Annotated in this window: 13 protein-coding genes; 8 read left to right on the top strand and 5 right to left on the bottom strand. The window is 72.6% G+C overall.

All coding sequences use genetic code 11. The features are described from left to right. Nucleotides 1-7: 7 nt before the first annotated feature. The 5 genes from OG435_RS38880 to OG435_RS38900 all read right to left on the bottom strand — a co-directional run bounded on the left by OG435_RS38880 (nt 8) and on the right by OG435_RS38900 (nt 5,543). The gene (locus OG435_RS38880) at nt 8-1,873 is read right to left on the bottom strand and encodes a S9 family peptidase (RefSeq protein ID WP_266884491.1); all 1,866 of its coding nucleotides are present in this window, start codon (nt 1,871-1,873) and stop codon (nt 8-10) included. Continuing rightward, nucleotides 1,870-3,411: an NAD(P)/FAD-dependent oxidoreductase gene (locus tag OG435_RS38885; protein ID WP_266884492.1), complete on the bottom strand. Its 1,542-nt coding sequence runs from the start codon at nt 3,409-3,411 to the stop codon at nt 1,870-1,872. Before OG435_RS38885 ends, OG435_RS38880 begins: the two co-directional genes overlap by 4 nt. Continuing rightward, entirely contained in the window at nt 3,408-3,725 is a 318-nt protein-coding gene (locus tag OG435_RS38890; protein WP_266884493.1) for a PqqD family protein, read from the bottom strand. The genes OG435_RS38885 and OG435_RS38890 overlap by 4 nt, the downstream gene beginning before the upstream one ends. Further along, a complete protein-coding gene (stsB, locus tag OG435_RS38895; protein WP_266884494.1) occupies nt 3,706-5,205 on the bottom strand; it encodes a StsB family radical SAM/SPASM domain sactipeptide maturase in 1,500 nt (499 codons plus the stop codon). Before stsB ends, OG435_RS38890 begins: the two co-directional genes overlap by 20 nt. 71 nt (nt 5,206-5,276) lie before the next feature. Further along, nucleotides 5,277-5,543 carry a StsA-related sactipeptide RiPP gene (locus OG435_RS38900; protein WP_266884495.1) on the bottom strand — a complete coding sequence of 89 codons (267 nt, stop codon included), beginning with the start codon at nt 5,541-5,543 and terminating at the stop codon, nt 5,277-5,279. A gap of 352 nt (nt 5,544-5,895) precedes the next feature. Between OG435_RS38900 and OG435_RS38905 the strand changes: the two genes are divergently transcribed. The 8 genes from OG435_RS38905 (at nt 5,896) to OG435_RS38940 (ending at nt 19,185) form a co-directional block, all read left to right on the top strand. After that, a complete protein-coding gene (locus OG435_RS38905) occupies nt 5,896-6,612 on the top strand; it encodes an AfsR/SARP family transcriptional regulator (protein ID WP_266884496.1) in 717 nt (238 codons plus the stop codon). 369 nt (nt 6,613-6,981) lie between these two features. Then, nucleotides 6,982-7,281 carry an acyl carrier protein gene (locus OG435_RS38910; RefSeq protein ID WP_266884497.1) on the top strand — a complete coding sequence of 100 codons (300 nt, stop codon included), beginning with the start codon at nt 6,982-6,984 and terminating at the stop codon, nt 7,279-7,281. A gap of 1 nt (nt 7,282) precedes the next feature. Continuing rightward, the gene (locus OG435_RS38915) at nt 7,283-13,528 is read left to right on the top strand and encodes a type I polyketide synthase (RefSeq protein ID WP_266884498.1); all 6,246 of its coding nucleotides are present in this window, start codon (nt 7,283-7,285) and stop codon (nt 13,526-13,528) included. Beyond that, nucleotides 13,525-15,156, top strand: a complete 1,632-nt coding sequence (locus OG435_RS38920; RefSeq protein ID WP_266884499.1) for a long-chain-fatty-acid--CoA ligase — start codon at nt 13,525-13,527, stop codon at nt 15,154-15,156. The genes OG435_RS38915 and OG435_RS38920 overlap by 4 nt, the downstream gene beginning before the upstream one ends. After that, entirely contained in the window at nt 15,149-16,234 is a 1,086-nt protein-coding gene (locus OG435_RS38925; protein ID WP_266884500.1) for an LLM class flavin-dependent oxidoreductase, read from the top strand. Before OG435_RS38920 ends, OG435_RS38925 begins: the two co-directional genes overlap by 8 nt. 68 nt (nt 16,235-16,302) lie before the next feature. Further along, the gene (locus OG435_RS38930; RefSeq protein ID WP_266884501.1) at nt 16,303-17,091 is read left to right on the top strand and encodes a thioesterase II family protein; all 789 of its coding nucleotides are present in this window, start codon (nt 16,303-16,305) and stop codon (nt 17,089-17,091) included. Between the two features lie 71 nt (nt 17,092-17,162). Continuing rightward, on the top strand, nt 17,163-17,891 hold the full coding sequence (locus OG435_RS38935; protein ID WP_266884502.1) for a TetR-like C-terminal domain-containing protein: 729 nt from the start codon (nt 17,163-17,165) through the stop codon (nt 17,889-17,891). Nucleotides 17,892-17,976: 85 nt separating this feature from the next. Then, on the top strand, nt 17,977-19,185 hold the full coding sequence (locus OG435_RS38940) for a cytochrome P450 (protein WP_266884504.1): 1,209 nt from the start codon (nt 17,977-17,979) through the stop codon (nt 19,183-19,185). Nucleotides 19,186-19,261 lie beyond the last annotated feature (76 nt).

Below are 19,261 nucleotides of genomic sequence, written 5' to 3' on the forward strand. Positions count from 1 at the left end.
CTCCGGTTCAGCCCAGGTGCTCCGCGAGGAAGCGCTCCACGGCTGCGTAGTAGGCCTGCCGGTTGGCGGGCCGGGCAATTCCGTGGCCCTCGTCGGGGAACAGCAGGTACTCGTACGGGAGGTGCTTGGCCTCCAGCGCCGCGACGATCTGCTCGGCCTCCGCCCGGGGCACGCGGACGTCGTTGGCGCCCTGGACGATCAGGAGCGGGATGCGGATCTCGTCGACCCGGGACAGCGGAGAGCGCTCCCACAGCATGGCGCGTTCCGTTTCCGGGTCCCCCACCTGGGCGTGCATGAACGAGCGCAGTGCGGTGCGGTAGGGCGCCCCGGCCGCGAGCAGCGTCAGCAGGTTCGACGGACCGCAGAGGTCGATCGCGCACCTGAACACCTCCGGGGTGAAGGCGGCCCCGACCAGGGCGGCGTACCCCCCGTACGAGCAGCCCATGATCGCGATCCGGGCGGGGTCGATGCCGCCGCCCGCGACGAGGTGCGCGACCGCGTCGAGCAGGTCGGTCTGCATCGCGGCGCCCCACTGCTTTGCGCCCAGGTTGCGGAAGTGCTTGCCGTAGCCCGTCGAACCGCGGAAGTTGACCTGGACGCAGGCGTAGCCGCGATTGGCCAGGAGCTGCGCCTCCTCGTCGAAGGCGAAGGTGTGCCGGGCCCAGGGCCCGCCGTGCACGTTCACCACCGCGGGCAGGCCGGTGCGTTCGGCGCCGGGCGGCCAGGTGACGTAGCCGTGGACGGTGACCCCGTCGCGCGCGGAGAACGCGAAGGGCTCCATCCGGGCCAGCGTGTACGCCTCCAGCTCCCGCTGGTGGCTGAAGAGGTGGCGCAGCGTCCCGGCCGGCCGGTCGTAGACGTAGTAGAGGACGGGACCGGCTCCGGTCACCACCGAGACCGTCCACAGCCGGTCGGCCCGGTCGGTGCGGTCCACGTAGACCTCGCCGTCGACCGACAGGAGGGCGAGCTCGCCGTGGATCCGGCCGATGTCCTTGCCGAACTCCTCGTCGAGGAAGACCCGTTCGTCGCGGTCCTTGGCGAAGAGCACGGCTTGCGGCAGGCGGCTCACCGGGTCGAACTCGACCTGTTTGACGTCGTACACCGGGTCCTCGGCGAGCAGCGTGCGCCGTCCGGTCGCGAGGTCGACGGCGAACAGCCGGCCGGCGTTGGCGCCGATCGAGGAGAGCAGGTGGCAGGTGGCGCCGTCGCGGGAGAAACCGACGACGCGCGTCCCCATCGCGTCCTCGTACGGCACGTCCAGCCAGGGCGGGGCGCCGTCCGGTCCGCCCGGCGCCCCGGGTCCCTGCGGCGGGTCGAGGAACACGGACAGGCCGCCGTCGGGCTTCATCACCGTGCCGCCGCGCACCCGCAGATCGGTGTCCACGAGCCAGCTGACGTAGCCGGGGTTCTCCGCGACCTTGGTGAGCCGGTCCGTCAGCAGATCCAGGGCGTAGACGTCGTGCAGCCCCGGCCGGTCCTTGTTCAGCCCGATCAGCAGGGTCGTCGGGTGCCACCGGTTGTGCGCCAGCACGCGGGCCTGGACGCCGTCGAAGGGCGTGGCGCAGCGCTCGCGGCCGGTGACCAGGTCGACGAGGTGGACCCGCCAGCTCTCGTCGCCGTCCCGGTCGCGCAGGTAGAAGAGCGTGCGGTCGTCGTGGCACAGCCCGTACGTGCGGATGCCGCGGCCCCGGTCGTGCGTGACGGGCCTCCCCTCCCCGGGCCGGTCCACCGGGGCCGTCCACACGTTCAGCACGCCGTCGTCCGGAGCCAGATGGAAGAGACGGGTGCCGTCCGGGGAGATCTCGGGGACGAGGTGGGTCGGGTTGCCGAACAGGACGGAGTGCGGGATCAGCGGTACGGCTCGCGTGGTCACGGTTCCCTTCCCGGGGTGGGTGGTTGGACGCCGCGCTCCGAGAACCACCAGTCGCGGAGCCCGGGGAACTGCGCGACGGCCTCGTCGGTGTCGAGCGGCGGGGCCGCGGGGCGGCCGGCGGAGGGGGTCGGGAGAGCCGCACCGGAGGGGACCAGCGTCTGGGCGCGGAACAGCCGGGTCATCAGCACCGGGCTGCCGAGCACCGCGCGGGACACCCTGGCCCGCATCCGCTGCCCGGCGGCGGACAGGGGCGCTGCCGCGGGGCCCTGCACCGAGCCGTCCGCGGGGCCCTGCGTGAAGCCGTCCGCGGAGCCCTGCGTAGAGCCTTGAGCGGGACCCTGCGCGGGGCCGTCCGTGGAGCCCTGCGTAGAGTCCTGCGCGGGGCCTTCCGCCAGGCCGGAGCCCTCCGCGAGGGCCCGCGCCCGGTCCTGTTCGGTCGCCATCCGCCAGGACTCGGAGGCCGCCTCCGCCACCGCGGCCTGGACCGCGGGCAGCACCGAGGGCCGGGCGCCGCGCTCCCCCAGCTCCCGGTCCAGTCGCAGCGCGCCGAGCAGCGCGACGGACATCCCGTGCGAGTAGACGGGGTTCACCGCCGTCAGCGCGTCGCCGATGACCAGGAAGCCTTCGGGCAGGGGCAGCCGCTCGAAGTACCTCCGGCGGTTCGCGGTGGCGCGGAACGGCCGTACCGCGCCGAGGGGTTCGGCCGCCGCCAGCAGCTCCGCCGCGATCGGCGAGCGCAGCGAGCGCGCGCACTGTGTGAACCCCGGCTCGTCCGACGGCGGTCTGGCCGCGCGCGTGCCGGTCAGGGTGAAGATCCACCGGCCGTCCTCGATGGGGAACAGCGTGGCTCCGTACCCCGGACGGCCCCGCTCCGGCCGCGGGTGCACCATGATCGCCGGGAGGTCGGCGGCGAGGGCGGGGGGTGCCCGGTAGATCCGGGTGGAGTACGCCAGCCCCGGGTCGACCACCTCCTCCTCGACAGCTGGTGCGCCGATCGCGGTCAGCCATCGCCCGGCCCGCGAACGCCGGCCCGTCGCGTCGACCACGAGCTCGGCGCCGAGCGTCTCGCGGGAGCCGTCCTCGTGCGCGACCAGGACACCGGTGACGCGGGACGCGTCCCCGGCCAGTCCCAGGACCCGGGTGCGCTCCCGTACCGCGACCGCCCCGTCGGCCAGGGCCCGCTGCCGGATGACGTGGTCCAGCAGCCAGCGGCTGCACGAGACCATGAAGGCCCCGGTCTCGTGGCGGCGGAACCAGCCGTCCGCGCTCAGGATCAGCGCGCCGTCCGGCAGCCCCCGGCGGTGCGCGCCCCGGGCCAGGAGCGCCTCCAGCGTTCCGGGGAGCACCGTGTCCAGCGCCTCGGCGCCGGCGGTCACCAGCACGTGGCTGTGGAACGCCTGCGGCAGCCCCGGCCGGACACCCGGTCCGGCCGGGTACCGGCCGCCCTCGACGACGGTGACCTCGTCGACGTGCCGGGAGAGCACCTTGGCCACCAGCACCCCCGCGAAGCCTCCGCCGAGGACGACGGCCCGGGTCATGACCGCGCGGCCGGCTCGCTCCGTGTGGGCCGCGTTCCGGCTTCCGTCTCCTCGATGAGGTCGGCTTCGACCATGGAGCTGATGAAGGCGTCCACTTCCGCGCGGATGCGGGCCGTCATCACCGGGTTGTGCCCCGCGAACAGCAGGGAGAGGTTCCTGATGACCGTCTCCCGGTCCCCGTCGCTCTCCACGAGCGCCCAGATCTGGGCGGCCGTCGCGTTCAGGGTGCGGAAGTCGCCGGACTCGCTGTGGTAGAGCGAGATGCCGTCCCCGGTCTCCTGCCAGATCACCGCGTCACTGATGTGCAGGGACATCGCCCAGCCTCCTGTTCACCGGCATGATCGGAATCAGTTCGCCCACCTTGATCGCGGGCACGGGCGCCGGCGGGCGGACGTAGGTCTTCCACTGTTCGTGGGCCTCGTGCACCTCCCCGGTGGCGACCAGCCGCGGGACGGTCATCTCGGGTCCGTCCAGAGCGAGTTCGGCGCGGGTCACCCCGGTCTCCTGCCACAGCTGCGTGGTGACTCCGTGCCGCAGGATCCGGCACAGGTGGCGGCTGTTGCGCCGCAGGTCCCCGGACTCCGACATGTGCGCGGCCCGGCAGCCACCGCCGCAGTTCGCCTTGATGTAGCACTTCTCGCAGTCGGCGTGGAACTCCCCGCCGTACACGGTGCTCCGGCGCATCGAGGTGAGCACCGGACTGGCGAAGATCTCCGACAGCCGCTGCTTCCTGATGTTTCCAGCGAACTCCCCTTTGCCCGTGACGAGTTTGCACGGGTAGACGTCACCGAGGGAGTTGACGTAGATCTCGTGCCCGCCCATCCCGCAGTTGCCCTTGACCGAGCACGCGGTGACCGGCCTGGGGCCGTCCGGCTTGAGCTTGCCGGCGACCGGCGAGGTCCAGACGAGCTGCTGCACGTCGAGGTGGTCCTGCCACCCGAAGTCGTAGGAGTCGTCCGCGCCCCGGCCCAGGTCGTTGTGGTTCATCAGCCGGACGCTGTGGATCTCGATCCCGTCGAGGAAGGAGGCGAAGTCCTCCAGCTCGTGGATGTTGTCCGAGGTGACGATGTGGTTGATGGCCGGCGCCACCCCGGCCTCATTGAGGAGCTGGATCGCCCGGTGGGTCTTGGCGAAGGCGCCCTTGCCGCGGGTGCGGTCGTGGGTCTCGGCCGTACCTCCGTCGAGGCTCACGGTGACGGCGTCGAAGAGCTCGGCGAACCGCCTGGCCTTCTCCTCGGTCCGGATCATCGTCGCGTTGGTGATGATGTTGACCTTGAGGCCGCTGTTCTTGGCGTGCTCGACGACCTGGAAGAGATCCTTGCGGAGCATCGGCTCGCCGCCGGTGAAGATGATGGTCCCGGCGCCGAAGTCGGCGATCTGCGAGACCAGGTCCAGGGACTCGGCGGTGTCGAGCTCTCCCGGAAGGCACTTCTCCGAGGAGGCGTAGCAGTAGGGACAGCGCAGGTTGCAGCCGTCGGTGATGGCGTAGTACGCGACGCCCAGGGGCGGTTCGCCCAGCCTGACCTTGGGCTTGTTGCCGTTGAAGTACACGATCCAGTTCAGGATGAGCTTGGCGAGGACGCGTTCCGTCGCATCGTCCTGCTCCAGCCCCGGCTGCTCCCCGCGGGCCCGGGCCGCCGCCAGTGTTTCGAGGACCCGGAACTCGTGTCCGGAGAGGACGCACCGGGCGGCCACCTCCGGGTTGACCACGAGGTGGTCCTCACCGTGCACGAAGTACGTCAAGTCGTTGGGCACCTCGAACAACGACAGGTTCCGAACCAGGTTTCCGCGCATCCCGCCTCCTCTCTGGACTGGCACAGGCGCGGCCCGACGCGAACGGCCGCCGGACCCCGCCTGTGGAACGGTCAGTTCTCGGCCTGGCCCGATCCCGACCAGAGGCCGCAGGCACACAGCATCGCGGCGTCGAAGCCCTCCTTCGTGGCCTCCGGGGAGGTCCAGTCCTGGGAGTGCGCCACCACGTCGGGCAGGATCGCCGCGAGGCGGGTCTTCGTCGAGATGAGGACCTTGGTCTCCTCGGGGGTCAGGCTGGCGTAGAACTCTTCGAGAGCGGGCGCCATCGTGCCGCCGATGACGCCGGCCGCACGCAGGGACTCCAGGGCGTTGAAGGACATGCTTCCACCTTTCGCTGTCGCGTTCGATCGGGGACGCAACCGAGACTGCGCGCGGCGGACCCGTGAAACAACCCCACGAATGTGGGTTGTGCCGAAGCCGCGAAGGGGACATACGCAGCGCGGGCGGGACGTCTCGCGGGAGTGCCCCGGGACGGCCGGAACGCGCCGCGCACGGGTGTTGACGATCTCCAGACCGTGCCTCACGCTCGTACCCACAGCCGTTGTGAAGCTCATGTGAAGCGAACGTGGAAATCGGGATCAATGGAGCGCCCACCCGGCGGCCGGCGGCCCGTCGGAGGACCCGAGAGGTGCGATGAACCCCACCGGCTTAGGCATCGTTCACATATCGCTGTTGCCAGGCTTCGTCTGCCGCACCGACCAACGGGTCACCGATCTCAGCGACATCCAGCAACGGCTCGTCGCGGCCCTGGTGCTCGGCGACCGTCCGCTCCGCCGCGTCGATCTGGCCGCCCGGCTGTGGCCCGACGCCCCGCCCGACCGGGCGGGTGCCCGGTTGAGACAGACCCTGTGGCGGCTAAATCAGGCCACAGCCGGAGGCCTGTTGCGGGCCTCGCACACCACCATCACCCTCGCCGATCACGTCGAGGTGGACTACCGGGCGGCGGCCAGGCTGATCTCGGCGGTGTCCGGAGCGGTAGGGGCGGTCGGGGCCGGCGGGGACCGGCTGCCGCAGGCGTGGGGCGTACTGCGCCACCCGCTGCTGAACGACTGGGACGACGACTGGCTCGTACCGTTCCAGGAGAAGTGGAAGGTCCAGCGCGTCCAGACGCTGGAGCGCCTCGCCGAGAAGTTCCTCCAGCGCCACCAGCACACCGCGGTGCTCGAACTGGCCGACGCCGCGACCCAGGCCGACCCGCTGCGGGAGGGGCCCCGGCGGATCGCCGTGCAGTCGTGCCTCTTCGCCGGCGAGGTGGCCGACGCGCACCGCCGCTACCGCGGCTATCAGGAGCTGCTCTCCACGGAGTTGGGCGTAGCACCGAGCGACGCCATCCCGCAGCTCCTCAGGCAGGACCGCGAGCGCCAGCTCGCCCTGGCGGCGGAGTACTGACCGGGCTTCGCCGCACCACGTCCGGTACGACGCCACCCGGCCTCGCGTAGGCGCCGTCCACGGCGAGTAGCGGGTGGTGCGTGCCCTGTCCACCGATCCGTCCGCGGCGAGTAGCGGTGGCGCGTGCCCCGTCCGCCGATCAAAGCCCGCGGCCGAGGACGACGGCCTGCTCCGTAGTGGCGGCTGTGCCCAGCCGGTGCGCCACCACGAGCGCCGCGCACGTCGCCGGCTCCTCGTTCGAGCTCCGCCATCAGCCCTCGGTCAGTGCAGCGTCAGGGTGCCCTGTTTGTATCGCCAGGCATACCGAATGTCGCCGGGCGGTACGTTTCGCCCCTCACCAGAGGCGGGTGGACCGGCATGCCGGAACCCTTGAGTGTCGACCTGCGGCTGCGGGAGCTGCCCCGGGCGGAATTGCACGATGCGCTGGAAGCCCTCGTCGTCACCCGGTTCAAGCGGGTGCTGCTGATGGACGACGACGAGGAGCTCGCTCTCGACAGCAGCTTCTTCGACCTGGGGCTGACCTCCCTGGGCCTCGCGGAGCTGCGCAAGGGCCTGGAAGGCCTCCTCGGTGTCGAGATCGACGCGACCGTGCTCTTCAACAAACCGACGATCGACGAGCTCGTGGGCCATCTCGGCGCGAAGCTCTCCGACCACGTCAGGAAGGCGTGAGATGTCACGTGACTCCCAGGCTTCCCAGGACTCCCAGGACTCCCAGGGCTCCCAGGACTCCCAGGCCCCCGACGCACTCGAGGCCCCCGAGGCGATCGCCATCGTCGGCATCGGCCTGCGGTTCCCCGGCGGCTGCGATTCCGCCGACGACTTCGACGCCCTGCTGCGCGGCGGACGGTCCGGCATCCGGCCCCTCCCCGAGGACCGTTGGGACGCCGCCGCGTTCAAGCCCACATCGCCCGACGAGAAGGGCAAGATCCAGACCGAGGGCGGCGGCTTCCTCGATCGCATCGACCTCTTCGACGCGCCGTTCTTCAACATCTCGCCCAAGGAAGCCCAGTACATAGACCCGCAGCAGCGGCTGGTGCTGGAGACGGCCTGGCACGCGCTGGAGCACGCGAACATCGATCCGACGCCCCTTCGCCGTGGCAACGGCGGCGTCTACATAGGGGCCAGCTCGATCGACTACGCGCTGGAGACCGAGTCGCTCCCCTACGAGGCGGTGGACGGCCATCTGGCCTCCGGCATCACCATGTTCCCGCTGAGCGGCAGGCTGTCGTACTTCCTGGGCTGGCGCGGTCCGAGCATCAGCGTCGACACGGCCTGTTCGTCCTCGCTGAGCGCCCTGCACATGGCGGTCCAGGGTCTGCGGAACGGCGAGTGCGACATCGCCCTGTCGGGCGGCGTGAACGCGCTGCACCATCCGCGCATCATGGTCATGTTCTCGCACGGTCAGATGCTGGCCCCGGACGGGCAGTGCAAGACCTTCGACGAGGACGCCGACGGGTACGTCCGCGCCGAGGGCTGCGGAATCCTGGTGCTCAAGCGGCTCGGTGACGCCCGGCGCGACGGCGACCGGATCCTCGCCCTGGTGCGCGGTACGGCCATCGGACAGGACGGCGACAGCGCGGGGCTGACCGTACCGAACGGGCCCGCGCAGGAGCTGGTCATCCGGCGCGCGCTGACCGCGGCGGGGCTGGAGCCGCGCGACATCCAGTACGTGGAGGCGCACGGCACCGGGACTCCGATCGGCGACCCCATCGAACTCGGCGCCATCAACGACGTGTTCTGCGACTCGCACTCCGAGCAGGAGCCGCTCCTGGTCGGTTCCGCCAAGACGAACCTCGGGCACATGGAACCGGCGTCCGGGGTCGTCGGCGTGATCAAGACGGTGCTCCAGCTGCGGGCCGGGACGATCTACCCCCATCTGAACCTGCGCACGCCCTCCACCCGCATCCCCTGGGACACCTATCCGCTGTCGGTGCCCACCGAGTGCCGGGAGTGGCCGGGCGAGACCCGTCGGGCCGTGGTCAACAGCTTCGGCTTCGCCGGGACGATCGCCGTCACCGTGCTCGAACAGGCGCCCCCCGTCACCCGGCCCGAGCCCCGGCCCGAGTCCCGGCCGGAGCCGGCGGCGGACGACGCGAGCACCGCGTCCGCGCCCTCCGTGTTCACCCTCTCCGGCAAGAGCGCCGCGTCGCTGCGCCGCCAGATCGAGCGGTACCAGGAGTTCGTGGCGGGCGCCGGGGACGACGGCCACGACGTGGCGAGCCTGTGCCGGACGGCCAACACGGGCCGGGCGCACTTCGGTCACCGGCTCGCCGGAGTCGTCCAGGACCGCGAAGGGCTCCTGAAACTGCTGGCGTCGGGCCTGGGCGACGAGGCCGGCGCCGCCGCGAAATCTCGCAAGACCGCCTTCCTCTTCAGCGGCCAGGGCGCGCAGTACGCGGGCATGGGCGCGGATCTGTACCGGCGCTTCCCCGTCTTCCGCGACGGTGTCGACGCCTGTGACGCGCTGTTCGCCGCGCACCTCGACGTCTCCGTACGGGATTTGCTGACCGGAGAGGCGCCCGACGGCGAGCTCATCCACCGTACGCGGTACACCCAGCCCGCACTCTTCACCCTGGAGTACGCGCTGGCCCGGCTGTGGATGTCGTGGGGCCTGAAGCCGAACGTCCTCATCGGGCACAGCATCGGCGAGGTGACCGCCGCGACCGTGGCCGGGCTGTTCACGCTGCCCGGAGCGGTCGAGCTCGTCGCCGCTCGCGCCCGCCTGATGCAGTCCGTCCGGGCCCGGGGCGGGATGGCCGCGGTGAGCCGGCCCGTCGGGGAGATCGAGGGCCTGCTCGCGGACCGGCCCGGGCTGGCCGTGGCGGCCGTGAACGCGCCGGGCCAGTGCGTGATCTCCGGGGACGTCGAGCAGCTGCGCGCCCTGAGCGAGGAGCTGACGGCATCCGGGACGCGGGTCGAGCAGCTCTCCGTTTCGCACGCCTTCCACTCGCCGCTGATGGCCGAGATGTTCGACGACTTCCGGGAGGCCATGGCGGACATCGAGTTCCACGAGCCGTCGATCCCGCTGATCTCCAACCTCACCGGCCGGGTCGCCAAGTTCACCGAACTCGCCACCCCCGACTACTGGGTGCGGCACATCGGCGAGCCGGTCCGGTTCATGGAGGGCATCCAGGCCGTCGAGAAGCGCGGCCGGCACCTCTTCGTCGAGATCGGCCCCTCCGCCGCCCTGACGGCCCTGGCCCGGCAGTGCGTGGCCGGCGACGGCCACCACTGGATCGCCAGCCAGCGGCGCAGCGGCAGCGGCGAGCTGGCCGTCCTGCGGGCGCTCGCCGAGGTCTACACCGCCGGCGCCCCGGTCGACTGGGCGGGTGTGCACGCCGGACAGGACCGGACCGACCTGGTGGGGCTGCCCGGGTACGCCTTCGAGCGCAAGCGCTACTGGCTGCCCGCGGGCGGGCCCGTACAGAGCGTGCGGGGTTCCACCGCGCATCCGCTGCTCGGGCAGGAGGACGGAATCCAGGAGGGAGCCCACGACGGAAGCCGGGACGGAAACCAGGAGTCCGTCCTGGAGTTCACCGCCCGCTACGCCCCCGGCGCGCCCTCCTGGCTGGCCGACCACACCGGCTCGGACGGCGAGGTGGTCGTTCCCCCCGCCGCGTACGTGGAACTGCTGCTGGCGCTCCAGGACAGCGCGTACGGACACACCCGTGCGCCGGTCCGGGACCTGCGGCTGCACGAGCCCCTGCGGCCGGCCGAGGAGACCCCGAGCACGGTCCGTACCCGCATGCGGCCCCGGGCCGGCGGCGGCGCCGACGTCGAGGTCGTCAGCGGCCCCGCCGGCGAGGAGGTCCTGCACGCCACCGCCGTGCTCGGGCCGGCGTCCGGCCCGTACCCCGCGGCCGGCCCGGAGGTGACCGCGCTCGTACCGCCGCCCGGCGCGGTGCGCGAGCGGGTCTCGGGAGCCGACGTCACCACCGACCTGGCGTCCGTGGGCCGGGCCTACGGGGAGGCGTTCCGGCTGCTCACGGAGGTCAGGCGGCACGAGGAGGGCGTGTACAGCGCCACCTTGGCCCTGCGCCGCTCCACCCCCGTCGAGCACCTGCCCGTCGAGGCGCTGGAGTGCGCGCTGCACGCCGCCGTGGCCCTGGACGACGAAGGGCCCTTCTTCTCGCCCGTACGGTTCGGATCCGTACGCCTGCTGAAGAAGCCGCGCGGCGAGCGGCTCACGGTCCTCGCCCGGGTCACGGGCGCGGGGACCGGGGCCCGCACCGTCGACCTGCTGGTGCACGACGAGCACGGCCCGGTCGCCGAACTGACCGGGGTCGAGTACCGGCCCTTGCCGGACCCCGGCCGTACGCCGTCGTTCGTCCACCGCCACGCCTGGGTGCGCCGCTCCGCCGCGAAGGCCACGGACCCGGCGGGCCGGCACGTACTGGCGCTCGGGCCCGACACCGGACAGCTGGCGGCGCACGCCGACGAGCGGGGCCTGCGCCTCACCGCGCTCGACGGCGCCACCGCGCTGGGCGCGGCGCTCGCGGATCCTTCGGTGACCGACGTCTGCTGGTTCTGGCGGCCCGTCGGCGAACCCGGTGCGCCGTTCGGCCACGCGCTGCTGCGCGCCGAGTGCGAGCGCAACTACCGGGAGCTGCTGGAGGTCGTGGCCGCCGTCAGCGGTGGCGATCCGGGCCGCGCAGTGCGCCTGTGGCTGGTCACCAGCCGTGCGCAATGGCTGCCCGGGGACCTGCCGGACGCCGGGCTGCGGCCCGCGGCCGCCACCCTGTGGGGTTTCGGGCACGTCCTGCTGAACGAGTACCCGCGCTCCCGGGCCACGCTCGTCGACCTGCCCGCGGACGGCGCACACGCCGCGCTGATCGAGGAGTTGCTGACTCCGGACGCCGGTGAGCACCAGGTCGCGCACCGCGGCGGTGAGCGCCACGTGCGAAGGCTGCTCGCCGGCCGGACCACGCCCGCCTGGCACGGCGACTTCGAGGTGCGCGCGGCCGAGCCCGGCAGCACGGCCGAGCCCCGCCCCGTACCAGCCGAGGCCGTCGCCCCCACCGAGGACCTCATCCAGGTACGGGTGCGGGCCGCGGCCCTGGGGCGGCGCGCCGACGGCGCTCCCTCGCCCGCGCTGGGCTCCGGCTGCGTCGGTACCGTCGTCGCCGCCGGACCGCTGGCGGGCGTCCCGGTCGGGACCGAGGTCGTCGTGGCGCACCACGGCACCCTGGGCCGCACCGTGACCGTGCCGGCCTCCTCGGCCGCCCCCGCCCCCGCGGGAATCGGACCGGCCGAGGCGGTCGCCTCCTGCACCGCGTACGCCACCGCCCGCCACGCACTGCACGGCCGGGCCGCGCTGACCCCCGGTGAGCGGGTCCTGGTGCACGGAGCGGACCGGGCCACGGTGCGGGCGGCAGTGGCGTCGGCGGCCCGGGCCGGTGCCGAGGTCTTCGTCACCTCCGAGTCCGGGGAGGAGGAGCAACTGCGCGAGCTCGGCGCCCACCACGTGCTCGACGTGCACGATCCGGGTCCCGAGGCCGACATCCTGCTGCTCACGGAGGGGCACGGCATCGACATCCGGCTCGGCGCCCCGGACGAGCCGGTACCGGCCGCGCTCAGTGGCTGCCTCGCCGCCCACGGCAGGACGGTGACGGCATCCGCCTGGCCCGGCGGGGCCGACCCGGAGGAGCTGGCCGCGATCGTACGGGCCCTGGAGAGCGGTGAACTGCCGCGGCTGCCCGTCGCGGTGTACGGCATCGACGAGTTGCCGGAGGCGGTGGCGGCGGCCGAGGAGGGCGCCCGCGGCCAGGTGGTCGTGGCCCTGCCCGAGGAGCCCGGGGAAACGCTCCCCGCCGGGGGCGCGGGCGTGCGGGGCGACCGCACCTACCTCGTCACGGGCGGCCTGGGCGGGCTCGGACTGGAGAGCGCCCGAAAGCTCGTGGACCTGGGAGCCCGGCACCTGCTGCTGGTCAGCCGGGGTGGCAGCGCGACCCCGGAGGCCGCCGAGGTGCTCGCCGAGCTCTCCGGACGGGCCGCGATCACGGTGGAGCGGGCCGACGTGTCCGTACCCGCCGACATGGACCGGCTCCGGCACCTGCTGCGGAGCGGTCCGATGCCGCTGGGCGGGATCGTCCACGCCGCGGGCGCCGCCGGGAAGTCCCTGATCGGCAATCTGACCTGGGAGGCGATCGACGCGCAGCTCCGGGCGCAGGCGTACGGCGGCTGGCTGCTGCACGAGCTGTCCGAGGGGTTCCCCGAGCTCGAGTTCTTCTTCGTCCACTCCTCGATCGCCTCGGTCCTGGGCGGCTCGACGCAGGCGCACTACGCGGCGGCCTTCGCCTTCCTCGACGGTCTGGTCGCCTGGCGCCGCGCACGGGGGCTCCCCGCGCTCTCGGTCAACTGGGGGGCGTGGAGCAGGGTCGGCATGTCCGCCCGGCTGGACGAGGGCCTCGGACGCGAACTGGAGCGCAGCGGCGTGCGGTTCTTCTCCCCGGCGCGGGCCCTGAGGCTGTTCGAGCGGATGCTCGCCCACCCCGAAGGCCCGTACGTGGCGGGCGAGTTCGACTGGAACGCGTACGTGGCGCCCAGCATGGTCGACAACGCCCTGTACGCCCGGCTCGTGGACGAGGACCGTGGGGCCGGCGGCTCCGGCTTCGACCTGGCGGCCCTGTTCGCCAAGCCGCAGGCGGAGCGCAGGGAAGCCGTCGACCGGGTGGTGCGCGAGCGCGTCGCGGCGGTGCTCCAGGCAGACGACTCCGACCAGATCGAGCCGGCCACCCCGTTCGTCGCGCTGGGACTCGACTCCCTGATGGCCCTGCAGCTCAAGACGGGCCTGGAGTCGGTCTTCCGGGTACCCCTGCCCGCCACGCTCACCTTCGACCATCCCTCACCCGGTGAGCTCACGGACTTCCTCGAAGCCCAGCTCACCGCCCTCCTCGCCCCGGAGAGTTGCCGATGACCACGATCGAGACGGACTCCCTACGAGCCGAATGGACGCTGACGTCCACGTCGGCGGTGCACGCCCGCGACCGCGGCGGGCACCCGGCGATCCTGTGCGAGGACCGCTCCGTCACCTACGCACGGCTGCACCGCGACTCCGACCGCATCGCGCACGGCCTGCTCGACGCCGGAGCGGCGCGCGGCACCCGCGTCGCCTACCTGGGCCGCGAGTCCGAGTACTACTACATGACCGTGATCGGCTGTGCCAAGGCCGGGGCGGTCCTGGTACCGGTGAACTGGCGGCTCACGGGCGGCGAGATCGACCACATCCTGCGCGACTCCGACGCCTCGGTGCTCTTCGTGGACGAGGAGTTCAGCGCCGTCGTCGACCGCCTGCGGCCCGAACTTCCGGGACTGCGGACCGTCGTACGGACCGATCTGCCCGGCGAGGACGATCCGGGCGCCGGGCTGCGCGCCTGGTGGTCGCGGGCGCCGTACGCCGACCTCGACCCGGGCACCGGACCGGACGACGCGGTGGTGCAGATCTACACCAGCGGGACCACCGGCCGCCCCAAGGGCGCGGTCGTCCCGCACCGGGGCTTCTTCACCCTGCCGGCCGCCCAGCGCGCCGCCGGCGTCGACTGGATCGACTGGCACCCCGAGGACGTCAGCCTCATCTCGCTGCCGGGCCTGGGCACCGCCGGGATCGGCTGGTTCATGCACGGTTTCAACGCCGGGCTGACGAACGTGGTGATGCGCCTGTTCCTGGCGCAGGAGGCGGTCCGGCTGATCCGCGAGCACCGCGTGACCACCACCTTCGCCGCGCCCGCGATGCTCCAGATGATGCTGGACGAGCGGGGCGCCGACCGGGCCGCCTTCACCTCGTTCCGCAAGATCGCGTACGGCGGCGCGCCCATCACCGAGAGCCTGCTCGCGCGCTGCATCGACGTCTTCGGCTGCGAGTTCGCCCAGATCTACGCCAGTACGGAGACGGTCAGCGTGGCCGTGTGCCTGCCGCCCGAGGACCACCGGCCGGGCAGTGCGCTGCTGCGCTCCGCCGGCCGCGTCTGCCCGGGCAACGAACTGAAGATCATCGACACCGAGGGGCGGAGCCTGGGTCCGGGCGAGATCGGCCAGGTCTGCGTCAAGGCCCCGTCGAACATGCTCGGTTACTGGAACCTGCCCGACGCGACCCGCGAGACGCTCGTGGACGGCTGGCTGCTGATGGGCGACGCCGGCTACGTCGACGAGCAGGGCTATCTCTTCCTGTGCGACCGGATCAACGACACCATCATCGTGGCCGGGCAGAACATCTACCCGGCCGAGGTGGAGAAGGCGCTCGGCGAACACCCCGCGGTGGCCGACGCGGCCGTCGTCGGCCTGCCCCATCCGGACTGGGGCGAAGCGGTGCACGCCTGCGTGGTGCCCCGGGCCGGCACCACCCGCCCCACCCCCCGGGAACTGCTGCTGTTCCTGCGCGGCCGGCTCGCGGACTACAAGATCCCCACGGCGTTCCACTTCTCCGACGCCCTCGAGCGCAACCCGGCCGGCAAGGTGCTGCGCCGGGCTGTGCGCGAACGCCTCGGCGGCGGCGCCCAGCCCGCGCCCGCCGCCGCCCGACCAGGGACGGACACCCGACATGACTGACCTACGCGCCGGCCCGCGGGCCGACCCGCGCACCGACCTACGCACCGACCTACGCGCCGACCTACGCGCCGACCTACGGGTGGGCATCCTGCTGCCCACCAGGGAACAGGCCATCACCGGCGGTTTCGCGGCCGCCCCCCTGCTGGACTTCGCCCGCCGTGCCGAGGACCTCGGCTTCGACTCCCTGTGGGCGGGCGACTCGCTCACCGCCCGCCCCCGGCTGGACCCCCTGATCATCCTGGCCGCGGCCGGCGCGGTCACCAGCCGGATCACCCTGGGCACGGCCGCCCTCACCGCCGCCCTGCGCCACCCGCTGCTCGGCGCCCACATGGTCGCGAGCCTCGACCACGTAGGCGCCTCCCGGCTGATCCTGGGGCTGGGCGGAGGCTTCCCGCTGCCGGAGACGGAGGAGGAGTTCGGCGCGGTCGGCGCCGACTTCGCCACCCGCGTGGGGCGACTGGACGAGACGGCCGCGCTGTGGCGCCACGCCTGGAACAGCACCCGCGACGGCGCCCCCGAGGACTTCGAGGGCCGGTACTGGCAGGCCCGGGGGCTGCACCGGCTGCCGCCCCCGTACCGGCCCGGCGGCCCGCCGCTGTGGCTGGCCGGCAGCGACACGCCGAAGGTGCTGCGCCGGGTGGCCCGCCACTACGACGGCTGGCTGCCCTTCGTGCCCTCCGCCGGGCAGTACGAGAAGGCCTGGCAGCAGATCGGCACGGAGCTGGAGGAGGCCGGCCGACCCGCCGGCGCGGTGACACCGGCCCTGTACGCCACCCTCACGGTCGATCCCGACCGGGAGGGCGCCCGCCGGGAGCTGGACCACTACCTGCGGCACTACTACGGCCGCTCCCTGGAGCAGATGGCGCCGCTCCAGGCCTACGGCTGGGGCGGCGCCGAGGAGTGCGCCGCCTGGCTGGCCGGCTACGTACGGGCCGGCGCCCGGCACCTGGTGCTGCGGATCGGCTCGTTCGACCCGCGGCCGCACCTGGAGGAGATCGCCGCGACGGTGCTGCCCGCGCTGCGCGCCCTCCTGAAGCCGGGCTCCGCCGCCTCCACGACCACCTCGCACCTCCAGTGAAGCCCGCCCCGGGCCGTCCGCCCGGCGCGTCGGCACGCATCGCCACACATCGCCCAGAGGGGAACACCGTGAACAACTCCATCGTCAGCAAAGTCTCCGCACCCGGCCAGTGGTTCCACCCCGCCGAGACCTCGCCCGAAGCCCGGATCCGGCTCTTCCTCTTTCCCCACGCGGGCAGCGGGGCGATCATCTACCGGGACTGGGCGGATCTGCTGCCGCCCGACATCGCCGCCCAGGCAGTGACCCTGCCCGGCCGCCAGGAGCGCCGCGAGGAGACCGCGTACACGGCCTGGGAGCCGCTCCTCGACGGGCTGTACGAGGCCGTGCTCGCCGAGTGCGACGACCGCCCGTTCGGCTTCTTCGGGCACTGCCTCGGCGCCCAGCTGGCCTACCACCTCTCCGTACGGATGGAACGGGACGGGGTGCGCGGCCCGGTCCTGATCGGCATGTCCGGCTGGGCCCCCGAGGGCTTCTTCAACCCGACGAAGGAGCACATCGGCATGCCGGAGGAGGAACTGGTCGGCTGGATCAAGAAGCTGGGGTCCTTCCCCGCGGAGATCTACGACAACCCGGAGATGCTCCAGATGGTCATCCCGGCGCTCCGGGCCGACCTGTCGGTGGCGGCCCAGCGCGTCGACGAGGGAGCCCTCGTCCCCTGCCCGCTCGTCTCGTACGGAGGGAAGTCGGACCCGCTGATGGAGGAGGACGACGCCTTCGCCTCGTGGGTGCCGCGCGCCCCGCGGTACCTGGGGCACAGCGAGTACTCGGGCGGGCACTTCTTCATCGACAAGCACGCCCTGGCCGTGACCTCCGACTATTCCCGCCACCTCAACCGCCTTGCGGAGAAGGCCGGATGACCCCTCCGGCGGGCCCGTCCTTACCTGGGACGTAATCGACGTACGGGTCCCGGTCTGAGAAGGTCGGAATCATGACATCCGTTCCCGATGACCTGTCCCCGTCCGACCCGCAGAACGAGAACCGCGACGCGTCCGTCCGTCGGATGAAGGCGGAGGCGGTCCGCCGGCTGGCGGACCGCCAGTTCGTCGATCTGGACACCCGGGCGGTCGCCCTGGGCGCCGGCCTGGAGCCGGCGGAGGCGCAACGGCTCTTCCAGGACGAGGAGGCACTCCTGACCGCGCTGATCCTGGACGCCTACCACGGCATGGGAGAGAGCGCCGAGAACGCGGCGGAGGCGGCCGGGGCCGCCGGCGCCGGCCTGCTGGGCCGCTGGACCGCGATCTGGCAGGGCGTCCGGAGCTGGGCGCTGGCCAACCCCGAGGAGTACGTCCTGATCTGGGGCCGTCCCGTGCCCGGCTACAGCGCACCGCCGGAGACCATGGCCGCCGGCGCGCGTACCGTGCTGGCGCTCATCGGGCTCCTGCGCGAGGCGCAGAAGGACGGCGCGCTCATGGGTGGGCGCCCCGGCGAACCGCCCCTGTCCGAGGGCATGGCGCGGAACGCGGAAGCGCTCGCGGCCGGACTCCTGGAAGGGCTTCCGCTGCCCGTCGTCGCCCGCATGCTCGTCGTGTGGACGCAGTTGCACGGCATGGTCGGCTTCGAGGTCAACGGCCACATCGCCGGTGTCGCGGCCGACCCGGCGGCGTTCTTCGACCACGCCGCCGCGGCGATGGGAGAGTTCGCCGGACTGCCCCGCTGACGACGTCAGGCCTGCGTCAGTCACTCGTCAGGGCGTACGGGGATAGTCGGCGGAACAGGAGCCTTCCCGCCGAAGGAGACGAGTGATGCTCGAATCAGCAGAGACGGTTCTGGACTGGCCGTTCCCGCGTACCAAGTCCGGTTGCCCGGCGGCCGTCCTCGCGGAACTGCGCGAGGAGCCGCCGAGCGTCGTGCGCATCCCGGCAGGAGCGTCGGAGTCCCGGCGCGCCTGGCTGATCACCAAGTACCCCGACGTCCGCCAGGCCCTGATGGACCCCCGGCTAAGCGCGGACGAGACCCTGCCCGGCGCACCGGTCCGCATCCAGGTGGACCCGGCCCAGAAGCCCGGGTCCTTCCTGCGGATGGACGACCCGGAGCACGCCCGGCTGCGGGGGCTGATCGCCACCGAGTTCACCGCCCGCCGGGTCCGGGCGCTGCGCCCGGCGATCCAGCAGCTGATCGACGACCTGCTGGACGAACTGGAGGCCCATCCGCAGCCGGCCGACCTCCAGGACATCTTCTCCAGGAAGCTGCCGACGCTGGTCATCGCGCGACTGCTCGGGGTGCCCGACGAGGACTCCCCCTACTTCGTGGAGAAGACCCGGCTCACGATCGGGCAGGGCGACCCGGCACGCTCGTACGCCGCGTACACCGAGATGTCGGAGTACCTGGGGGTCCTCGCCACCCGCAAGCTCGACGATCCGCAGGACGACCTGATGAGCAGGCTGGCCGTCGACCACCTCGGCCCCGGGCACATCACCCTCGACGAACTCGTCGGCATCGCCCGGCTGGTGCTGGTGGCCGGCCACGAGACGACCACCAATCAGATCGCCCTGAACATACTGAGCCTGCTGCTCGACGAGAAGCTCAAGGAGGAGGTGCTGGCCGACGACGGCGCGCTCATCGCGCAGTACGTCGAGGAGGCCATGCGGTACTGGTCGATCTCCCAGGACGCCATCGTCCGGCTCGCCGTCGAGGACTTCGAACTGGGCGGGGTGTCCATGAAGAAGGGTGACGCGGTGGTCATCTCCATCCCGGCGGGAAACCACGATCCGTCGGCCTTCCCGGATCCGCTCCGCATCGACCTGCGGCGCGACGCCGGCAAGCACATGCAGTGGGGCATCGGCCCGCACTACTGCCAGGGCGCCCCGCTGGCCCGGCTGGAGATGGAACTCGCCCTGCGCACGCTGTTCCGGCGCTTCCCGGGCCTCCGGCTCGACGCCGAGGACCCGGACAGCGTCTTCCGCACCGGGACCGTGTTCCACGGCGTCCGGCACCTGCCCGTCACCTGGTAGGCGTCCGCGGCAGGGCAGCACGAAGGGGAAGGGCGCCTGCCGGGGCGCCCTTCCCCTTTTGTCCGGCCGTTCGCGT

It is taken from the genome of Streptomyces sp. NBC_01264 (assembly GCF_026340675.1).
Lineage (GTDB): Bacteria > Actinomycetota > Actinomycetes > Streptomycetales > Streptomycetaceae > Streptomyces.

Excerpts from the sequence above, each read along its gene's own strand:
- OG435_RS38940 (WP_266884504.1), top strand. The coding sequence starts at position 17,977 with ATGCTCGAATCAGCAGAGACGGTTCTGGACTGGCCGTTCCCGCGTACC.
- stsB (WP_266884494.1), bottom strand. The coding sequence starts at position 5,205 with ATGCGCGGAAACCTGGTTCGGAACCTGTCGTTGTTCGAGGTGCCCAAC.
- OG435_RS38920 (WP_266884499.1), top strand. The coding sequence starts at position 13,525 with ATGACCACGATCGAGACGGACTCCCTACGAGCCGAATGGACGCTGACG.
- OG435_RS38900 (WP_266884495.1), bottom strand. The coding sequence starts at position 5,543 with ATGTCCTTCAACGCCCTGGAGTCCCTGCGTGCGGCCGGCGTCATCGGC.
- OG435_RS38935 (WP_266884502.1), top strand. The coding sequence starts at position 17,163 with ATGACATCCGTTCCCGATGACCTGTCCCCGTCCGACCCGCAGAACGAG.
- OG435_RS38890 (WP_266884493.1), bottom strand. The coding sequence starts at position 3,725 with ATGTCCCTGCACATCAGTGACGCGGTGATCTGGCAGGAGACCGGGGAC.
- OG435_RS38885 (WP_266884492.1), bottom strand. The coding sequence starts at position 3,411 with ATGACCCGGGCCGTCGTCCTCGGCGGAGGCTTCGCGGGGGTGCTGGTG.
- OG435_RS38925 (WP_266884500.1), top strand. The coding sequence starts at position 15,149 with ATGACTGACCTACGCGCCGGCCCGCGGGCCGACCCGCGCACCGACCTA.
- OG435_RS38915 (WP_266884498.1), top strand. The coding sequence starts at position 7,283 with ATGTCACGTGACTCCCAGGCTTCCCAGGACTCCCAGGACTCCCAGGGC.